At 71.9% G+C, this 19,575-nt stretch carries 15 protein-coding genes; 9 read left to right on the forward strand and 6 right to left on the reverse strand.

Translation table 11 applies throughout. The features are described from left to right. The first annotated feature begins 107 nt into the window (after nt 1-107). Both STRCI_RS32185 and STRCI_RS32190 read left to right on the forward strand, forming a co-directional pair. Nucleotides 108-731 (forward strand): TetR/AcrR family transcriptional regulator, encoded by a 624-nt coding sequence (locus tag STRCI_RS32185; RefSeq protein WP_269662467.1) that lies wholly within the window; start codon nt 108-110, stop codon nt 729-731. Further along, the gene (locus tag STRCI_RS32190; protein WP_269662468.1) at nt 715-1,464 is read left to right on the forward strand and encodes an LmeA family phospholipid-binding protein; all 750 of its coding nucleotides are present in this window, start codon (nt 715-717) and stop codon (nt 1,462-1,464) included. Before STRCI_RS32185 ends, STRCI_RS32190 begins: the two co-directional genes overlap by 17 nt. Here the strand turns inward: STRCI_RS32190 and STRCI_RS32195 are convergent. After that, on the reverse strand, nt 1,461-2,591 hold the full coding sequence (locus STRCI_RS32195) for a magnesium and cobalt transport protein CorA (RefSeq protein ID WP_269662469.1): 1,131 nt from the start codon (nt 2,589-2,591) through the stop codon (nt 1,461-1,463). The genes STRCI_RS32190 and STRCI_RS32195 overlap by 4 nt on opposite strands. A 319-nt stretch (nt 2,592-2,910) precedes the next feature. On the opposite strand from STRCI_RS32195, the gene STRCI_RS32200 reads away from it, so the two are divergent. Beyond that, the gene (locus STRCI_RS32200; protein ID WP_269662470.1) at nt 2,911-4,020 is read left to right on the forward strand and encodes a winged helix DNA-binding domain-containing protein; all 1,110 of its coding nucleotides are present in this window, start codon (nt 2,911-2,913) and stop codon (nt 4,018-4,020) included. A 98-nt stretch (nt 4,021-4,118) separates the two neighbouring features. Here the strand turns inward: STRCI_RS32200 and STRCI_RS32205 are convergent, their stop codons facing one another. The 3 genes from STRCI_RS32205 to STRCI_RS32215 all read right to left on the reverse strand — a co-directional run bounded on the left by STRCI_RS32205 (nt 4,119) and on the right by STRCI_RS32215 (nt 8,972). Then, nucleotides 4,119-4,910 (reverse strand): S1 family peptidase, encoded by a 792-nt coding sequence (locus STRCI_RS32205; protein ID WP_269662471.1) that lies wholly within the window; start codon nt 4,908-4,910, stop codon nt 4,119-4,121. A gap of 218 nt (nt 4,911-5,128) precedes the next feature. Next, the gene (locus STRCI_RS32210) at nt 5,129-7,936 is read right to left on the reverse strand and encodes an ATP-binding protein (RefSeq protein WP_269662472.1); all 2,808 of its coding nucleotides are present in this window, start codon (nt 7,934-7,936) and stop codon (nt 5,129-5,131) included. A gap of 208 nt (nt 7,937-8,144) precedes the next feature. Further along, nucleotides 8,145-8,972, reverse strand: coding sequence for a helix-turn-helix transcriptional regulator (locus STRCI_RS32215; RefSeq protein WP_269662473.1), 828 nt, complete (start codon nt 8,970-8,972; stop codon nt 8,145-8,147). Between the two features lie 114 nt (nt 8,973-9,086). Between STRCI_RS32215 and STRCI_RS32220 the strand changes: the two genes are divergently transcribed. The 5 genes from STRCI_RS32220 to STRCI_RS32240 all read left to right on the forward strand — a co-directional run bounded on the left by STRCI_RS32220 (nt 9,087) and on the right by STRCI_RS32240 (nt 16,019). Beyond that, a complete protein-coding gene (locus tag STRCI_RS32220) occupies nt 9,087-10,754 on the forward strand; it encodes an AMP-binding protein (RefSeq protein WP_269662474.1) in 1,668 nt (555 codons plus the stop codon). Further along, on the forward strand, nt 10,751-12,340 hold the full coding sequence (locus STRCI_RS32225; protein ID WP_269662475.1) for an AMP-binding protein: 1,590 nt from the start codon (nt 10,751-10,753) through the stop codon (nt 12,338-12,340). The genes STRCI_RS32220 and STRCI_RS32225 overlap by 4 nt, the downstream gene beginning before the upstream one ends. 64 nt (nt 12,341-12,404) lie before the next feature. Next, entirely contained in the window at nt 12,405-13,427 is a 1,023-nt protein-coding gene (locus STRCI_RS32230) for a LacI family DNA-binding transcriptional regulator (RefSeq protein WP_269662476.1), read from the forward strand. A gap of 260 nt (nt 13,428-13,687) precedes the next feature. Then, a complete protein-coding gene (locus tag STRCI_RS32235) occupies nt 13,688-14,818 on the forward strand; it encodes a glycoside hydrolase family 12 protein (protein ID WP_269662477.1) in 1,131 nt (376 codons plus the stop codon). A 109-nt stretch (nt 14,819-14,927) separates the two neighbouring features. Then, the gene (locus tag STRCI_RS32240; RefSeq protein ID WP_269662478.1) at nt 14,928-16,019 is read left to right on the forward strand and encodes a lytic polysaccharide monooxygenase auxiliary activity family 9 protein; all 1,092 of its coding nucleotides are present in this window, start codon (nt 14,928-14,930) and stop codon (nt 16,017-16,019) included. Nucleotides 16,020-16,043: 24 nt separating this feature from the next. On the opposite strand, the gene STRCI_RS32245 is transcribed toward STRCI_RS32240, so the two are convergent. Continuing rightward, nucleotides 16,044-16,742: a hypothetical protein gene (locus STRCI_RS32245; protein ID WP_269662479.1), complete on the reverse strand. Its 699-nt coding sequence runs from the start codon at nt 16,740-16,742 to the stop codon at nt 16,044-16,046. Nucleotides 16,743-16,901: 159 nt separating this feature from the next. Here STRCI_RS32245 and gcl point away from each other — a divergent pair, with 159 nt between their 5' ends. After that, nucleotides 16,902-18,686: a glyoxylate carboligase gene (gene gcl, locus STRCI_RS32250; protein ID WP_269662480.1), complete on the forward strand. Its 1,785-nt coding sequence runs from the start codon at nt 16,902-16,904 to the stop codon at nt 18,684-18,686. A gap of 330 nt (nt 18,687-19,016) precedes the next feature. Here gcl and STRCI_RS32255 read toward each other — a convergent pair whose 3' ends face one another. Beyond that, nucleotides 19,017-19,271, reverse strand: coding sequence for a hypothetical protein (locus STRCI_RS32255; protein ID WP_269662481.1), 255 nt, complete (start codon nt 19,269-19,271; stop codon nt 19,017-19,019). Between the last annotated feature and the right edge of the window lie 304 nt (nt 19,272-19,575).

A 19,575-nucleotide genomic window follows, 5' to 3' on the forward strand; every position in this document is an offset into this window, starting at 1 on the left:
AAGCTCCTGGGCAGGACAGGGCGGGGTGGGACGGGGCAGGACGGGAAGTTAATTGCCCACTGATGTGCAGGCTAGTTTATTGCTCATCGGTGTGCAACTATCGGCTCATGAGGCGCGCACCCCGTCGCACCAGGGCCCGCATCCTGGAGGCGGCCCGAGAGGCACTCGGCCGCGACCCCGACAGCAGCCTCGGTGACATCGCCGAGGTGGCGGGCGTGGTGCGGCGCACGGTCTACGGCCACTTCGACGGCCGGTCCGCCCTGGTCGAGGGGCTGGTGGCGGAGGCCGCGGCGGCCCTGCGACAGGCGCTCGACGCCCCGGCCGAACCCGAGCCGGACGCCGCCCGGGCCCTGGCGCGCTTCGTCCTCGCCGTGTGGCCCGTCGGGGACCGCTACCGCATGCTCCTCCGGCTCGCGCCCCAGGACCTCGGGCCCGAGCGGGTCGAGGAGGTCCTCGCCCCGGCGCGCGCGACGGCGGAGGCGATCATCACCCGCGGCCGGCGGCAGGGCCTGTTCCACACATCCGTGCCGCCCGGCCCGCTGAGCCGGGCCCTGGAGGGGTATCTGCTCGGGCTCCTGGAGTGCGTGAACGACGGCACCTGGGCCGACGAGGGCACGGGTGCCGCGACCGCCGCGCTGATCGCGATGGGCGTGGACCACGACCTCGCCGTCACCCGTGTACGAGACCTGCTGAGCCGCCCCGGAGAGGAACCTCATGCCCCACCCCGATGACCCCCGCTGCACCGAGGCCGTCCACGCGAGCCCGCCGAGCGCGAGGCGGCGGCGCGGGATCGTCGTCGCCGCGTCCCTGGTGGCCGTCCTGCTGGGCGCCGTCGTGGCCGACCGGTTCGCCGCGGCCCGCGCGGAGAGCCGTACGGCCGAGGCGTTCCAGGACGGCATGGGGACCGCCGAACGGCCCTCGGTACGGGTCAGCGGCTTCCCGGTGCTGCCCCAACTGGCCGGGGGCAGTCTGCGGCACGTCGACCTCACCGCCCATGACATCCCCGCCGACGGAGCGGACCGCCCGCTCCCGGTCACCCAACTCACCGTCGCCCTCGACGAGTTGCGGACCTCCGGCGACGCCGACGAAGCACACGCCGACAGTGTGGACGCGACCGCGTTCCTGTCGTACGAGGACGTATCGGCCGCGCTGGGCGTCACCGTGTCGCGGGGCGACGAACCGGGCCGCGTCAACGCGACGGCCACGCTGCCGCTCGCCGGTGACGTCACCGTGAGCGCGGCGGTCTCGGCGGCACCGGGAAACCGCATCGCCTTCAAGGACGTCCAGGCGGTCGACGGCGAGCTGCTCCCGCCCCTCAGGACGCTGCTGGACAAGGCCCTGGAGACCCCCGTCCCCCTGCGCAACATCCCCGAGGGCCTGCACCTCCGCTCGGTCACCCCCACCCCGGCCGGAATCGAGGCCCGCTTCACCGGCACCTCGGTCACTTTCCGGCCCGGCGGCTAGAGCCAGTCCCGCTGCTTGAAGATGACGTACAGACTCACACAGATGATCCCCATCAGGGCGATCGCGAAGGGGTATCCGAGCACCCAGTGCAGCTCCGGCATGTGCGTGAAGTTCATGCCGTAGATCGTCCCGACCAGCGTCGGGGCGAACAGGATCGCCGCCCAGGAGGAGATCCGCTTGATCTCCTCGTTCTGGGCGAACCCCGCCTCCGCCAACGCCCGCATCTCCGCGTTCTGTTGCTGGGTGACCAGGGTGGCGTTGACGGTGAGGATGTCGGTCAGGGCCTGGCGGAAGGAGTCGACGCGCTCGCTGGTGTGGGTGACGTGGTCGGCGACGTCACGGAGATAGCGCTGGAGCTCCTCGTCCGTGCCGTACTTTGCGAAGCCCGCCATCAGGCCGTGCAGCATCCCGACCAGGGGGCGGGTGGCGCGCTGGAACTCGACCATCTCGCGGGAGAGTTCGTAGATGCGGCGGGAGACGGCGGGGTCGCCGCGGAAGACCTCCGTCTCGATCTCGTCGACGTCGTTCTGGACGCCCGCGACGACCGGGACGTACCCGTCGACCACCGCGTCGAGGATCGCGTACAGCACCGCCTCCGGGCCCAGCTTCAGCAGCTCCGGAGTCTCCTCCATGCGGCGGCGCACCGCCGACAGATCGGGCGCCGCGCCATGGCGGACCGTGATGACGAAGTCCGGCCCGACGAACACGTGCAGCTCGCCGAAGTCGACCTCCTCCGGGGCGTCCAGATAGCGGGCCGCGCGCAGGACCACGAACAGGGTGTCGCCGTACCGCTCCAGCTTCGGGCGCTGATGGGCCTCCAGCGCGTCCTCGACCGACAGCGGATGCAGGTCGAACTCGGCGGCCAGCGACTTCAGTTCGGACTCCGGCGGCCGGGCGAGCCCGATCCAGGCCATACCGGACGGCTGTTCGCGCAGCTCGCGGTAGGTCTCGGCGAGCGTGGCGGGGGAGGAGACCCGCACCCCGTCCCGGTACAGGGCCGCCTGCACGATGCTCGCCGGCTCCGGCTCGGCGGGCGCGGGCCCGTCCGGGGGCGTCGTGGGCTCCGGGGCGCCGGCCGGGGGTGTCAGGGCGCGGCGCCAGACGGACTTCCGGTGGTTCTTCGCCATCGTGGCTGCCTCTCGGCCGACGCCCGGTGATCTCCCAGCTAGGGCCTGTCGTTTGGATCAGTCCGGCGTCGCGGGGTCTGGCACGCACAGCTGCGGCGTTGTCGTCGGTTGCCGACGCTCCGCGTCGACGCCCTCCTCCGCCTTGCAGCTGCACGCACCAGACCCCGCTCGGCTCGGCCGACCTGCACCGTTTCCTGCAGCCGGCCTGATCCAAACGACAGGCCCTAGCAGGCTATACGGCGGACCCGGCCGAGCGAGCGCGGACGGAACGTGGCATCGCGGACCGTATCTGTCCGCAACCGGTACTAGCGTGCGGGACATGACGAAGACGACGACCGCCCAGGGCCCCGTTCTCGGCACCCGCGCCCTCAACCGCGCCACCCTGGACCGGCAACTGCTGCTGCGCCGCACCCCGATGTCCGCGCAGGCCGCCGTGGAGCACCTGGTCGGCCTCCAGGCGCAGGAGGTCAAGCCGCCGTACTACGCGCTCGCCGCCCGCCTCGACGGCTTCCGGCCCGAGGAGCTCGCCGGGTCGCTGGAACGGCGCGAGACCGTGCGGATCGTCACCATGCGCTCGACCATCCATCTGCACAGCGCCGACGACAGCCTCATCCTGCGGCCCCTGGTGCAGCCCGCCCGCACCCGGGAGATCAACCTCTTCCGCAAGGGCCTCGTCGGTGTCGACCTGGACCGGCTCGCGGTCCTCGCCCGCGACCTCGTCGAGGAGGCGCCGCGCACCATGAAGCAACTGCGGGAGGCGCTCGGGGCCGAGTGGCCGGACGCCGATCCGCAGTCCCTGGCCGTCGCCGCCCGCTGCAAGCTGCCGCTGGTCCAGGTCACCCCGCGCGGAGTGTGGGGCCGCAGCGCCCAGGTCTCCCTGACCACCGTCGAGCACTGGCTCGGCCGCGCCGAGGAGCCCGCCGCGTCGGTCGACGCCACCGTCCTGCGCTATCTCGCCGCCTTCGGGCCCGCCTCGGTCAAGGACTTCCAGACCTGGTGCGGGCTGACCCGGACCCGCCCCGCCTTCGAGCGGCTGCGCCCGGAGCTGATCACCTTCCGGGACGAGAACGGCGTAGAGCTGTTCGACCTCCCCGACGCCCCCAGGCCCGACCCGGCCACCCCGGCCCCGCCCCGCTTCCTGCCCGAGTTCGACAACCTGCTGCTCTCCCACGCCGACCGCACCCGGGTGATCCCGCCCGCGAACCGGGGCCGCACCTGGCAGGTGAACACCGTCTACTGCCCGTTCCTCGTCGACGGCTTCCTCGCGGGCGTCTGGCGGATCATCGACGGCGCCCTCGTCATCGAGCCCTTCGGTGACCTCACCAAGGCCCAGCGCGCGGAGGTCCTGACGGAAGGGGCGCACATGCTTCAGGTCATGCACCCGGAGTCGTCGTACGACATCCGCTTCGGGACCGTCCTGCCCTCATAAGACGGCAGGACATGGATAGAGGGCGTTGCGGGCCGCTCGTGGAGGCCCGCAACGCCCCCTGGTATTGCACCTGAGGGATACTCAGGAGTCTTTCCGGGTTACGAGTTGACCTGCGCGGTCACCAGGCTGGAGAAGGTGGTCAGCCGGGTGTAGACACCCGGGTAACCAGCCGCCGCGCAGCCCTCGCCCCAGGAAGTGATCCCTGCCAGGACGCCCCCGACAAGCAGGGGACCGCCGCTGTCGCCCTGGCAGGTGTCCACGCCGCCGGAGGTGTATCCGGCGCAGACCATGTCGGACGAGATGAAGTCCGAACCGTAGGAGTTCGCACAGCTGGAGTTGGAGACGATCGGCACAGTCGCCGTGCGCAGCTGGTTGGAGGAGCTGCCGCCCGCCGAGGTGGTGCCCCAGCCGATGATCCGGGCGGTGGTGCCGGCCGCGTACACGCCCGTCTGGGTCGAGGAGACGTACGGCGCCGTGGTGTACGGCATCGACGTCGACAGGGTCAGCACGGCCACGTCGTCGCCGTTGGTGGCGTCCGTGTAGCTCGGGTGGATCCAGATCCTGCTGACCCGGCTGACCGTGCCGTTGGTGCCGTTGCGATAGGTGCGGCCGCCGACGACTCTGACGCTGCTGGTGCTCTCGCCGACCATGCAGTGGGCCGCGGTGACGACCTTCGTGGCGGAGACGAGCGTGCCGCCGCAGAACTGGTTCTGCGAGGAGTCCGTGATCTGCATCATGAACGGGTACGCGGTGGTCGTGGTCGTCGACCCGCCCACGATGGGCTGGGGAGCCGCGGCGGCGGTGGGGGCGACGCCGATCAGCGCGGTGGCCGCTGCGGCGGTGGCCGCGAGCGCGGCCGCGGTCTTCTTGGCACGGGTGAGCCCGAACATGAGTCTCCTCATTGATGGCCGGTGGGGGGTCGCGCGGGTGTGGGGGTGAAGCACGGGAGTCGCGGGACCGACTCCCGTGTGCCCGGCGAGCGGCACAGGGCATACGCTAGAACTGGTTGAATCCCCTTCCCAAGGAGGGAACCCCCTAAGGGAGTTGGGCAGGGAAAACCCTCGGTCGGCCCCCGCCAAACCCCCGCTGCCGGTGAATCGCGCGGATCTCAGCTGCCGGGACGGCCCGCCGCCAGTCTGACGATGTCGACGCGCGATCGGATCCCCAGCTTGCGGTAGACCCGGGTCAGCGTCGCCTCCACGGTCTTGACGCTGATGAACAGCCGGGCCGCGATCTCCCGGTTCGTCGCGCCCTCCATGACCAGCGCCGCGACCTGACGCTCCATCGAGGCGAGCGAGTCCAGCGCGTCGAGCGCGGCGGCCGGGGCCGGGGCCGGTTCCGCGGGCTGCGGCATCGTCGCGGCCGACTCCACCTGGCTCAGCCAGGGCAGCGCCCGGCACCGCCGGAACAGCCGGGCCGCCTCGTCGTACGAGGTCGGCCCCGGCCGGTGCGTCCGCAGGGCCGCCAGCGCGAAGGCGGCCCGCGCCTCCTCAAGGCCGTAGCCGAGCTTGGCCAGCCGGTCCTGCACGGACGTCAACTGGACGGCGGCGGAGTCCCGTTCGCCGCGCGCCGCGCGCACCATGGCCTCCGCGCGGTCCAGCACCGCCAGCACGCTCTCCCGGCCCAGCCGCAGCGCGCGGGCGCGGGCGGTGTCGATGACGTCCTGCGCCTCCTCGGTCTCCCCGATCCGCACCAGCGCCTCGGCGAGATCGCCGTGCCAGCGCCCGCGCGCCGGGTCGGTGATGCCGAGCCCCTGCTCCAGCTCGCGCACCCGGCGCAGCGAGGCCACCGCGGCGGGCGCGTCCCCGGCCACCAACTGGGCGTGCCCGAGGGCGGCCAGGGCGCGGGAGACATACATCTGGTCGCCGTCCTGCTCGGAGTGGTCCAGGGCCTCCCGGGCCAGGGCCAGCGCCCGGTCCAGCTCGCCGCCCGCCGCCTCCGCGAGCGAGGTGAGCACGGCGGAGGCGACCTCGCCGATCCCGGTGTCCCGGGCCAGCCGCAGACTCTCCCGGGCGAGGTCCAGGGCGCGGGCGCAGTGCCCGGTGCGCAGCTCGGTCTCGGCCAGTCCGCGCAGGAAGTGCACCTCGCTCTCCACCGAGCCGCGCCGCCGCACCTCCCGCAGCAGGGCGGTGACGGTGGCCCGTGCGTCGGGCAGCTGGTCGCTCATCATCAGCCAGCGGAACCGGGCGTACCCGGCGCCGTTGTGATGGCTGGCCACCCGCGGGTCCTGGGGCTCCTTCAGCGCGCGCTTGATGGTCCGGGGCGCGTCCGGGTGGCCCATCAGGGTCTCGATCTGCGCCTGGAAGGCGAGCGCCATCAGCTCGGTGTACCGGTCGCCGCCGCGCGCCGCCAGCTCCGCCGAGTACGCCGTCTCCTCCCGCGCCGGATCGAAGTCGCCGTCCACCAGCAGCGCCCGCCAGCCCAGCTGGTAGTGGATCCGGGCGAGCAGTCTCGGGTCGTCGCCCGCGTCGGCCAGCGCCTGCGGGAAGACCGCGTCGACCTCGGTCATCGCGTGACCGGCGGTCTCGATCACCACGATCCAGGCCCGCACCCGCTCCGCGGGCACCGTCGAACCGGAGAGCACCTCGCGGGCGATGTCCCGGGCGAGGTCCAGCTCACCGGCGGTGATGGCGTCCTCGGCGGCCTGGAGCAGCAGCGCCTGCGGGCCGTCCTCCGCCGGGGTGTGCCGGGCGGCGAGCCGGCCCAGCGAGGCTGCCACCGAGGGCGCCCCGCGATCCCGGGCCAGCGCGGCGGCCTCCGCCAGCGAGGCGGCCACCGCCGGATCGGTGCCGGTGGTCGCGAGCGCCAGATGCCGGGCCCGCTCGATGGGGTCCGAGGCCGCCCTGGACAGCGCGGCATGCGCGGCCCGCCGCTCCTGCGCGGGCGCCTCCGCGTACAGCGCGGCCGAGATCAGCGGATGCGCGAAGCGTACGGCGGGACCCTCCGAGTCCGTCGCCAGCAGCCCGAGTCCGGCCGCCCGCGCGGTCTCCGCCTCGGCGTCGGTGCGGCCCGCCGCGTGCAGCAGGGCCAGGGTGGGGCGGGCCCCGGCGCTGGCCACGAGGAGGGTGTGGCGGGCGGCGGGCGAGAGCATCTCCAGCCGGTTGAGGACCAGGGCGCGCAGCGAGGTCGGCACCGGCAGCGGCTCGCCGGGCCGGGGCGGGGTGGGGTTCTCGGCGAGCGCGCGGCCGAGTTCCAGGGCGAAGAGCGGATTGCCGCCGCTGGTGCGGTGGATGTCGCGGACCGTGGTGCGGGGCAGGCCGGTGTAGCCGCGGTGGTCGAGCAGGGCCGCGGTCTGGGTGCGGGAGAGCGGGCCGAGCCGGAGGGCGAGGGTGTCCGGCGGGGACGCGCGTAGATGGCTGTCGTACTCCTGGTCCTCGGTTCTGGCCGCGCACAGCATCCGGACCTGGGTGTCGCCGAGCCGCCGGGCGGCGAAGCCGAGGAGTTCGGCGCTGGCCGGATCCAGCCACTGGAGGTCGTCCGCGACGATCAGGACGGGGCCCTCGGCGGCCAGCGCGCGCAGGGCCGAGAGCACGGCCAGGCGCAGGGCGAGTCCGTCGCGCTGGAGGGTGGACTCGCCGCGGCCGGTGAGCGCCGACTCCAGGGCGGTGCGCTGCGCGGCGGGCAGCTTGTCGCAGACCTCGTCCAGGACCAGGCCGAGGAGGTCGGCGAGGGCGAGGAAGGGGAGATGGGATTCGGACTCGGTGGCCGAGCAGCGCAACACGGTCCGTGCCGCTTCGCCGTATTCGACGGCCAATGCCCGCAGGACGGTCGACTTTCCTATTCCGGCGGGCCCGTGGAGCAGGACGCTGCCGCCCCGGGCGAGCTGCGCACGCGCGGCGGTGAACGGCTCGTCCCGGCCGATGACCAGGTCGGAGCGGGATCTGGCAGGCTCGCTGAACTCCCGTGGCACGGTCACCGCTCCCCTCCCTGTGTCGTGTCCGGGCCAATATTAGGCAATGGGTCTTTGAATTACGGAGTGCCTGTCGAGTGAGGCAAATAACAGCTCAGGGGATGGATGAATGAAAGGGCAAGTGCAACCCACCCAGGGGCGCGGGGAACTGCGCGACCAGCCACGACGGCGCAGCAGTCGATCGACGGCCTCGCGTGGCACTTCCAGCGGAGCGTCACGGCAACAGCCCGGCCCGCCGCGCGGCGACCACAGCCTCCCCCCGCGTACGCGCCCCCAGCTTCCGCATGGCTGAACGCAGGTACCCCTTCACCGTCTCGGCCCGCAACCCCAACCGCTCGCCGGCCACCACATTCGTCGCCCCCGCCGCCACACAGGCCAGCACATCGAGTTCCCGAGGCGCGAGACAGACCGACGACGCCCGCCCCTCGGCGGTGAGCAGCCCACACACCGACAGCAACTCCGAACGCAGCCCCGGATCGGAGATCCTCGGCACCAGCGCCCGCAGCGCCGCATGCGCCTCGCGGACCTGCTCCCACCCGGCGCCACCCCTTTCCGGCTCCGGCCGAGCAGCCACGGCCAGCAGGTCACGCGCCGCCTCCTGCACCACCAGCGCCTGCTCCACGTCCCGCGCCGCGGCCACCGCCGCGGACAGCGTCCGGTCACCGAGCGGCTGCGCGGTGCGCAGGGCGCCGTAGAGGACTCCGCGGACCCGCCGCCGTACGACGACCGGGACCGCGAGCACGGAGCGCAGGCCCTCCGTGGCGACGGCGCTGTCGTACTCGTGGCTGATCTGCCGCGAGGAGGAGTAGTCGGTCACCGCGCAGGGGCGGGCCAGGGCGACCGCGCGGCCGCCGAGGCCGGTGCCGGAGGTGACCGCGAGACGGCTCAGCGAGTGCGTGGCGGTGCCGTTGAGTTCGCTGATGAGCATCTGCGGGCGGACGGACTCCACCAGGCCGCCGAACGCGACCGGGAGCCCGGTCGTGCGCCGCAGCCGGACCAGCGCGCCGCGGATCTCCACCGCTCCGGTGCCATCTGCCGTCAACTGCCCGCCCTTCCTCTGCGGCGTACACCCCCATTTGGGGGTAGTGAGACCTGCATCACGGATTACACGATGGCAGGGAGCCGCCGGGCAATGGTCCGGAACCGAGGAGGACACATGACGGCCACCGAGGAATTCCGCAGGGCACGGGACTTCCTGCTGGAGCACCGCGAGGACTATGCCACGGCCTATGCCGGCTTCGACTGGCCCCGGCCCGAGCTGTTCAACTGGGCGCTCGACTGGTTCGACGTCATGGCGGAGGGCAACGACCGCACGGCGCTGCACATCGTCGAGGAGGACGGCACCGAGGCCCGGCTCACCTTCGCCGAGCTGTCCGCCCGCTCCGACCGCGTCGCCAACTGGCTGCGCGCGCGAGGCGTCGGGGCCGAGGACCGGGTGCTGGTGATGCTCGGCAACCAGACCGAGCTGTGGGAGACGGCGCTGGCCGCGATGAAGCTGCGCGCGGTCGTCATCCCGGCCACCCCGCTGCTCGGGCCCGCCGATCTGCGCGACCGGGTGGCGCGCGGGCGGGTCCGGCAGGTGATCGTGCGGGCCGAGGACACCGGGAAGTTCGACGAGGTGCCCGGCGACTACACCCGGGTGGTCGTGGGCGGCGCGCGCGAGGGCTGGCTGTCGTACGAGGACTCCTACGACGCGCCCGCCGGGTTCACGCCCGACGGCCCGACCCGCGCCGACGACCCGCTGATGCTCTACTTCACCTCCGGGACCACCGCCCGGCCCAAGCTGGTCGAGCACACCCATCTGTCGTACCCGGTCGGCCACCTCGCCACCATGTACTGGATCGGCCTCAAGCCCGGCGATGTGCACCTGAACATCTCCTCCCCGGGCTGGGCCAAGCACGCCTGGTCGAACCTGTTCGCGCCGTGGAACGCCGGGGCGACCGTCTTCCTGCACAACTACACGCGCTTCGACGCGGCCCGGCTGATGGCGGAGATGGACCGCGCGGGCGTGACCACGTTCTGCGCCCCGCCGACGGTCTGGCGCATGCTCATCCAGGCCGACCTGTCCGCGCTCGCCACCCCGCCCCGCGAGGCCGTGGCGGCGGGGGAGCCGCTGAACCCCGAGGTCATCGAGCAGGTCCGACGGGCCTGGGGCGTGACCATCCGGGACGGCTTCGGGCAGACCGAGACCGCCGTCCAGGTCTCCAACAGCCCCGGCCAGCCGCTGAAGACCGGGTCCATGGGCCGCCCCAGCCCCGGCTACCGGGTCGAACTCCTGGACCCGGTCTCCGGCGCGCCCGGCGCCGGCGAGGGCGAGATCGCGCTCGACCTGTCGGCCCGCCCGGTCGGCCTGATGACCGGTTACCACGGCGACGCGGACCGTACGGCGGAGGCGATGGCGGGCGGCTACTACCGCACCGGAGACGTCGCGTCGCGGGACGAGGAGGGCTATCTGACGTACATCGGGCGCAGCGACGACGTCTTCAAGGCCTCCGACTACAAGATCAGCCCCTTCGAGCTGGAGAGCGCCCTGCTGGAGCACGAGGCGGTCGCCGAGGCCGCCGTCGTGCCCGCCCCGGACGAGCTGCGGCTCGCCGTGCCCAAGGCGTATGTCGTCCTGGCCGAGGGCTGGGAGCCGGGTCCCGACACCGCCAAGGTCCTCTTCGAGCACTCCCGTGAGGTGCTCGCCCCCTACAAGCGCGTCCGTCGGCTGGAGTTCGCGCCACTGCCCAAGACCGTCTCCGGCAAGATCCGCCGGATCGAACTGCGTGAGGCCACGGCGGCCGGCTCGGACGCCGAGTACCGCGAGGAGGACTTCCGGTGACCGGACTGTCGTACACCCACGGAACGGGCGCGACCGCCCTCCTCGGCGACACCATCGGCGACAACCTGGCCCGTACGGCGGCGACTTGGCCGGATCGGGAGGCGCTGGTCGACGTGCCCTCCGGGCGGCGCTGGACGTACGGCCAACTCCTCGTCGACGTCGACGAGTTGGCGTACGCGCTGCTCGCGAGCGGGGTCGGCAAGGGCGACCGGGTCGGGATCTGGGCGGTCAACGGCCCGGAGTGGGTGCTGGTGCAGTACGCCACCGCCCGGATCGGCGCGATCATGGTGAACATCAACCCGGCGTACCGCACCCATGAGGTCGAGTACGTGCTCAAACAGGCCGGGATCTCCCTGCTGTTCGCCTCGCTCGGCCACAAGGCCAGCGACTACCGGGCGATGGTGGACGAGGTCCGCGGCAACTGCCCGGACCTGCGCGAGGCCGTGTACTTCGGCTCCCCGAGCTGGGACGCGCTGCTCGCCCGCGCCGTCCCGGCCGAGCTGCCGGGGGACCTGTCCTGCGACGACGCGGTCAACATCCAGTACACCTCGGGCACCACCGGCTTCCCCAAGGGCGCCACGCTCTCCCACCACAACATCCTCAACAACGGTTATTTCGTGGGGGAGTTGATCGCCTACACGGAGCAGGACCGGGTCTGTCTGCCCGTGCCCTTCTATCACTGCTTCGGCATGGTGATGGGAAACCTGGCGGCGACCTCGCACGGCGCCTGCATCGTCATCCCGGCCCCGTCCTTCGAACCCAGGGCCACCCTGGAAGCGGTCCAGCGGGAGCGCTGCACCTCCCTGTACGGCGTGCCGACGATGTTCATCGCCGAGCTCAACCTCCCCGACTTCGCCTCCTACGACCTCTCCTCGCTGCGCACCGGCATCATGGCGGGCTCGCCCTGCCCGGTGGAGGTGATGAAGCGGGTGGTCAGCGAGATGAACATGGCCGAGGTGTCCATCTGCTACGGCATGACCGAGACCTCGCCGGTCTCCACCCAGACCCGGCGCGACGACGACCTGGAACACCGCACCGGCACCGTCGGCCGGGTCCTGCCGCACGTCGAGGTGAAGATCGTCGACCCGGCGACCGGCGTCACCCAACCGCGCGGCACCGCAGGGGAGTTGTGCACCCGCGGCTACAGCGTGATGCTCGGCTACTGGAACGAACCGGAGAAGACCGCCGAGGCCGTCGACCCCGCCCGCTGGATGCACACCGGCGACCTGGCGGTGATGCGCGAGGACGGCTACGTCGAGATCGTCGGCCGGATCAAGGACATGATCATCCGGGGCGGCGAGAACATCTACCCGCGCGAGATCGAGGAGTTCCTCTACGCCCACCCCAAGATCGCCGACGTCCAGGTCATCGGCGTCCCGCACGAGCGCTACGGCGAGGAGGTCCTCGCCTGCGTCATCCCGCGCGACTCCGCCGACCCACCGACCCTGGAGGACGTACGGGCCTTCTGCGAAGGGCAGTTGGCCCACTACAAGATCCCGGCCGGGGTGCGGATCCTCGACACCTTCCCGATGACGGTGTCCGGAAAGGTACGCAAGATCGAGCTACGGGAGCGCTTCACCGGCTGATCCGCCCAGGGGCACTCGATCACGGCGCTACTCGACCGTAAGATCGGGTGCCCTGGGGGTGGTTATGGGCAAGCAGCGCCCTGGCTCGCCGACGCTGGAGGAGGTCGCGGCTCGCGCCGGTGTGGGGCGCGGCACCGTCTCGCGGGTCATCAACAACGCGGCGGGCGTGAAGGATTCGACCCGCCGGACCGTCCAGCGGGCCATCGCCGAACTGGGCTATGTGCCCAATCTGGCGGCCCGTTCGCTGGCCGGGCGGCGCGCGGACGCCGTGGCGCTGGCGATGACCGAGCGGGACTGGCGGCTGTTCGGGGAACCGTTCTTCTCGGAGATCGTCCGGTCGGTCGGCGACGCCCTCGCCGACACCTCCGTGCAACTGCTGCTCACCCTCGTCCGCACGGACGCCGAGCGGAAGCGGTTCGTCGAATACGCGCGCGGCGGGCGGGTGGACGGCGTCCTGCTGATGTCCGTACGGGCCGAGGACCGGCTGCCCGACATGCTCGCCGAGGCCGGACTGCCCACCGTGCTGCTCGGCCGGCGCTCGGGCGACGAGCGCGTCACCTACGTGGACGCGGACAACGTCGGCGGCGCCCGCGACGCGGTCGAGCACCTGCTGCGCGCCGGGCGGAGAAGGATCGCCGCCGTCACCGGGCCGCTCGACATGTACGTGACCCAGTGCCGGTTGCGCGGCTACCGGGAAGCGCTGGCCGCCGCGGGCGTGGATCCCCTGCCCACGCTGGTCGTCGAGGGCGACTTCACCGAGGACAGCGGTCGCCGGGCGACGGCCGAACTCCTCGAACGGCACCCGGACCTGGACGCCGTCTTCGCCGCCTCGGACACCATGGCCGCCGGAGCGCTGGGCGTGCTGCGGGCGGCCGGCCGCCGGGTGCCCGAGGACGTCGCGGTGATCGGCTTCGACGACTTCACGCTCGCCCGCCACACCGAGCCCTCCCTGACGACGGTCCGCCAGCCGCTGGAGGAGATCGGCCGGACCATGGTGCGACTGCTGCTGGAGGAGTTCGAACAGCCGGAGGTGGCCTGGCGCCACGTCATCCTGCGCACGCGCCTGGTGGTGCGGGACTCGGCGTAGGCCCGCTGGTCGCAACTTTCGGGAGCGCTCCCAAACCCCTTGCCCCGTAAGGCCGTTGAGCGATCAAGCGGTGACCTGGCGGTTCGAAATCCCTTCGACGGATTCGCGCGCACAGGGTTGTCAGGGACATGCGGCACTCTTACAGTCGCCACCGAAACCGGTGGGGTGGGAGCGCTCCCATGATGAGGGATCGGGAGCGCTCCCGGAACCCCCGCAGCACCCCCCTGTCGAATCCGGTTCCCCGCAGAGAGGCCCCCCGCATGCGATCGTCACCGCACCGCCTCCGCACCGTCCGCGCGCTCCTCGGCGCCGTGCTCACCGCTCTGGCCCCCCTGGCGGCCCTGGTCGCCGCCGGCCCACCGGCCCAGGCCGACACCACGATCTGCGAGCAGTACGGATCGACCGTGATCCAAGGCCGTTACGTCGTCCAGAACAACCGCTGGGGCACCAGCGCCGCGCAGTGCGTCACCGCCACCGACACCGGCTTCCGGGTCACCCAGGCCGACGGCTCGGTGCCCACCAACGGCGCCCCGAAGTCCTACCCGTCCGTCTTCAACGGCTGCCACTACACCAACTGTTCGCCCGGCACCAACCTCCCCGCGCAGCTCAGCACCATCTCCAGCGCACCCAGCAGCATCTCCTACGGCTTCGTGTCGGACGCCGTTTACAACGCCTCGTACGACATCTGGCTGGACCCGACGCCGCGCACCGACGGCGTCAACCGGACCGAGATCATGATCTGGTTCAACCGGGTCGGACCGATCCAGCCGATCGGCTCGCCGGTCGGCACCGCCACCGTCGGCGGCCGGAGCTGGGAGGTGTGGACCGGCGGCAACGGCTCCAACGACGTGATCTCCTTCGTCGCCCCGTCGGCGATCAGCTCCTGGAACTTCGACGTCATGGACTTCGTCGACCAGGCCGTCGCCCGCGGGATGGCGCAGCCCAACTGGTATCTGACCAGTGTCCAGGCCGGGTTCGAGCCGTGGCAGAACGGCGCCGGGCTCGCGGTGAACTCCTTCTCCGCCGCCGTGAACACCGGCGGCACCGACCCCGGTGACCCGGGCGACCCGGCGGCGAGCTGCCAGGTGGCGTACGACACCAACGTCTGGCAGGGCGGCTTCACCGCCAACGTCACCGTCCGCAACACCGGTTCGGCCGCGCTGGACGGCTGGCAGCTCGGCTTCACCCTGCCCTCCGGGCAGCGGGTCACGGGCGCCTGGAACGCGAACCTGTCCGGGGCGACCGGCGCCCTCGTGGCGAGCCCCGTCGCGCACAACGCGCGCATCGCGGCCGGCGGCAGCCAGAACTTCGGCTTCCAGGGCACCTACAGCGGCACCTTCGCCGAGCCGTCCGGCTTCACCCTGAACGGCACCGCCTGCGCCGTCGCCTGACCCGTGCGGCCCACCCCCACACTCCCCCGCCGCACCGGCGCGCAGCCGGCCCCGGTCCGGCGGGGGGTTCCACAGCGGACAGTTCGACGACCGACAGGAGAACGACACGATGGCTCGACGCGGAAACCGCCTCCTCTCCTGGGCGGCGGTGCTGGCAACCCTTCTCAGCGGGCTGGGCCTGGCCTTACTCGGGCAGGGCAGCGCGCAGGCGCACGGCGTGGCGATGATGCCCGGATCGCGGACCTACCTCTGCTATCAGGACGCCAGGACCAGCACCGGCGCCCTGGACCCGACGAACCCCGCCTGCAAGGCCGCGCTCGCGGAGAGCGGTGCGACGGCGCTGTACAACTGGTTCGCCGTGCTCGACTCCAACGCGGGCGGCCGGGGCGCCGGTTATGTGCCCGACGGCAAGCTGTGCAGCGCCGGTGACCGGTCCCCGTACAACTTCACCGGCTACAACGCCGCCCGCTCCGACTGGCCCCGTACCCATCTGACCTCGGGCGGGTCGATCCGGGTCAAGTACAGCAACTGGGCGGCGCACCCGGGTGACTTCCGGGTCTATGTCTCCAAGCCCGGCTATTCGCCCGCCACTCAGCTGGACTGGGCCGATCTGGAGCTGGTCCAGACGGTCACCAACCCGCCGCAGTCCGGTTCGGTGGGCAGCGAGTCCGGCCACTACTACTGGGACCTGAGGCTGCCCTCGGGCCGCACCGGTGACGCGGTGATGTTCATCCAGTGGGTGCGCTCGGACAGCGCGGAGAACTTCTTCTCCTGCTCCGACATCGTCTTCGACGGCGGCAACGGGGAGGTGACGGGCATCGGCGGCTCGAACGGCGGTGAGCCGACGCCCACGCCCACGCCGACTCCGACGCCCACGCCGACCGACCCGCACACCGGGTGCATGGCCGTCTACTCGGTGACGAACTCCTGGAGCGGTGGCTTCCAGGGTTCCGTCGAGGTGATGAACCACGGCACGACCGCCCAGGACGGCTGGGCCGTGCGCTGGCAGCCGGGCTCCGGCACCCGGATCAGCAGCGTCTGGAACGGAACATTGAATACCGGGTCCGACGGCACGGTCACGGTCGCGAACGCCGCCTACAACCGGACCATCGCGCCGGACGGCAGTACGACCTTCGGCTTCACGGCCACCTCGACCGGCAACAACTTCCCGGTCGGCTCGATCGGCTGCGTCAACCCGTAGCCATGTCCTCCGCTCCCCCGTGGGTCAGCCCGCGGGGGAGTCCAGCGCGTCGGCGTGGCTGTTGACCGGCTGCGGTGTGCCGGTGAGGTCCAGCACGAAGAGCGGGACGCCGAGGGCGTCGGCCCGGGTGCGGGCGTCCGGCGCGTACCCGGCGAGGGAGAAGTAGGCGCAGACGGCGGACTCCGTCATGGCCGTCAGCCACAGGCACTCCACATCCCGTACGGCGGCCGGCTGCACGGTCGGGTCGACCTGCGCCAGCAGACCGCGCGCGGCGAGGCCGATGCCGGACGGGGGCCGCTGGTCGGCGCGGCGGATGTCCCGGTAGCCGAGCCAGCGCAGATACAGCGCGGCCGCGGTGACCGCGTCCCGCGCGGTGCGGATGGTGACCGGCTGGAAGGCGGGCCGGTGCCGGGAGGGGGCCGCCCGGGGCACTTCGCCGCCCGGCTCGGAGAGGGTGCCCGCCACCGGGACCCGCACCACCGTCCCGCAGGGGCACCCCAGCTCCGGGTGCGGCCACTGGCCGCGGCGTCCGCAGGCGGCGCACTCCACGGTCACCCAGTCCTCCGCCCACACCCGGTGCGTGACGGCGCACGGAGTGCCGCGCGGGTCCAGCGGCGGGGTGACGGGGGCGCCGCAGACGCACGGATACGACGGAGCCGCGTACAGGTGCTCACGTCTGCAGGCCGGGCAGCACACCGCCAAGCTCTGGGGCATGGCACCCATGGTGCCGCGCGGAACCCCTGCTTGTCCGTCTCTTGACTGCCTTCGTACCGCCACCTACATTGCTTCCAGATAGTAGAAATTACTTTCCGCAATACGGAAGAGCTCAACCGGCGGGGCGCGACGGGAGTGCGAATCCGACAGCCGAAGCAGGAGTACTCGATGGCTCGAATGACCGCTGTCCGCGCGGCAGTTGAGATCCTCAAGCGCGAGGGCGTCAGCAACGCGTTCGGTGTGCCCGGCGCGGCGATCAACCCCTTCTATGCCGCGCTCAAGGCGTCCGGCGGCATCCAGCACACCCTCGCCCGGCATGTCGAGGGCGCCTCGCACATGGCCGAGGGCTACACCCGGACCCACCCGGGCAACATCGGCGTGTGCATCGGCACCTCGGGGCCGGCCGGCACCGACATGATCACCGGTCTGTACTCGGCCATCGGTGACTCCATCCCGATCCTGTGCATCACCGGCCAGGCGCCGACCGCCGTGATCCACAAAGAGGACTTCCAGGCCGTCGACATCGCCTCGATCGCCAAGCCGGTCACGAAAATGGCGGTGACCGTCCTGGAGGCCGCACAGGTCCCCGGCGTCTTCCAGCAGGCCTTCCATCTGATGCGCTCCGGCCGTCCCGGCCCGGTCCTGATCGACCTGCCGATCGACGTCCAGCTCACCGAGATCGAGTTCGACCCGGAGACCTACGAGCCGCTCCCGGTCTACAAGCCCGCCGCGTCCCGCGCCCAGATCGAGAAGGCGATCGGGATGCTGAACGCCGCCGAGCGGCCGCTGATCGTCGCGGGCGGCGGTGTCATCAACGCCGACGCGGCCGACCTCCTGGTCGAGTTCGCCGAGCTGACCGGCACCCCGGTCGTGCCCACCCTGATGGGCTGGGGCCTGCTCCCCGACGACCATGAGCTGAACGCCGGCATGGTGGGCCTGCAGACCTCGCACCGCTACGGCAACGCGACCTTCCTGGAGTCCGACTTCGTCCTCGGCATCGGCAACCGCTGGGCCAACCGCCACACCGGCAAGCTGGACGTCTACACGGCCGGGCGGACCTTCGTCCACGTCGACGTCGAGCCCACCCAGATCGGCAAGATCTTCGCCCCGGACTACGGCATCGCCTCCGACGCCAAGGCCGCGCTGGCGCTGTTCGTCGAGGTGGCACGCGAGCTGAAGGCGGCGGGCAGGCTGCCCGACCGCTCCGTCTGGGCCGCGTCCGCGCAGGAGAAGAAGGCGACCCTCCAGCGCCGTACGCACTTCGACGACATCCCGATCAAGCCGCAGCGCGTCTACGAGGAGATGAACAAGGCGTTCGGTCCCGAGACCCGGTACGTCTCCACCATCGGCCTCTCCCAGATCGCCGGCGCCCAGATGCTGCACGTCTTCAAGCCACGGCACTGGATCAACTGCGGTCAGGCGGGCCCCCTCGGCTGGACGATCCCGGCCGCGCTGGGCGTCGCCAAGGCCGACCCGGAGGCGCAGGTCGTCGCCCTGTCCGGCGACTACGACTTCCAGTTCATGATCGAGGAGCTGGCGGTCGGGGCGCAGCACAAGATCCCGTACGTCCATGTGCTGGTCAACAACTCCTACCTGGGGCTGATCCGGCAGGCGCAGCGGGCCTTCGACATCGACTTCCAGGTCAAGCTGGAGTTCGAGAACATCAACTCGCCCGAGCTGGGCGTCTACGGTGTCGACCACGTCAAGGTCGCCGAGGGCCTCGGCTGCAAGGCGATCCGGGTCACCGACCCGGCCGAACTGGGCGCCGCCCTGGAGCAGGCCAAGAAGCTCGCCGCCGAGTTCCAGGTGCCGGTCGTCGTCGAGGCGATCCTGGAGCGCGTCACCAACATCTCCATGTCGACCACCAACGACATCAGCAATGTCGTGGAGTTCGAGGAGCTCGCGACCGAGCCCGGCCACGCGCCGACCTCGATCAAGACGCTGAAGGTCTGACCCACAGGTCGGACGGGGCGGCCCGACCCGGGGGGTGGGCCGCCCCTTCGGTATGCCGTGCTGCCGGTCGGCCGCGACCCGCGGCCGACTCCGGCCTGAGACCCGCCGTACACCCCCGTACCGGCGGGTCTCACGCCGCCCCCGTCGTACCGGGCCCGCCCGGACACCCCTGACCGGGTCCGGCCCGCGGGGGCCCGCCGCCCCCGTGCCGGCGGGCCCCGTGCAGACGAGAATGTGCCCGCGCCCGGGGGTGGTTGAAGCCCCCGGGCGCGGGTTCAGAGGTTGATTTGAGGGTTGCGTAGCCGGACTACGGACGGCGGCGTAGACGGTTCACGCCTCGTGGGCCCCATGGGACTCGTGGTGCTCGGAGAGGCCCGGCCAGTCGTCGGGGCCGCCGCCCTGCCATTCGATCAGGTCGGACTCCGCGACGTCGGTGACGTAGAGGTCGGCCAGCCGCAGGAACTCGGCGACGTCGTCGACGTGCGAGGCGATGCCCAGCGTCTCGTCCCCCGCGGTGACCCGCCGGGATCCGTCCAGGGCGGGGGAGTGGACCACGATGTGCGGTTGCTGCGTCGGTTGTTCCATGCCCTCAGCCTCCTGCGCGCGGGGCCGGTCCGCACGCCGGGAAAGCGCCGGGACGGCCTCGGGACAGCCCGGGAACGCAGAGCAGCGCCGGATACGGGACCGTCCGTATCCGGCGCTGGTTCGTTTCGGGACCGCGGCGGTCGCGACGGAGCCCGAATCACCCTTCCCTCTGGTCGAGAAGAGGCTCGGTTCCTTCACCACCGCACTGGCTCGCACACCGCCGCGGTCCTCACCCTGCTCGCGCCCGCCGCCGGTCGACCACCCCTCAATCCGGGTCGCCCGGCCGCGCGGACGCGGTCAGGGA

The organism is Streptomyces cinnabarinus (genome assembly GCF_027270315.1).
In the GTDB taxonomy this organism is placed as follows: Bacteria; Actinomycetota; Actinomycetes; order Streptomycetales; family Streptomycetaceae; genus Streptomyces; species Streptomyces cinnabarinus.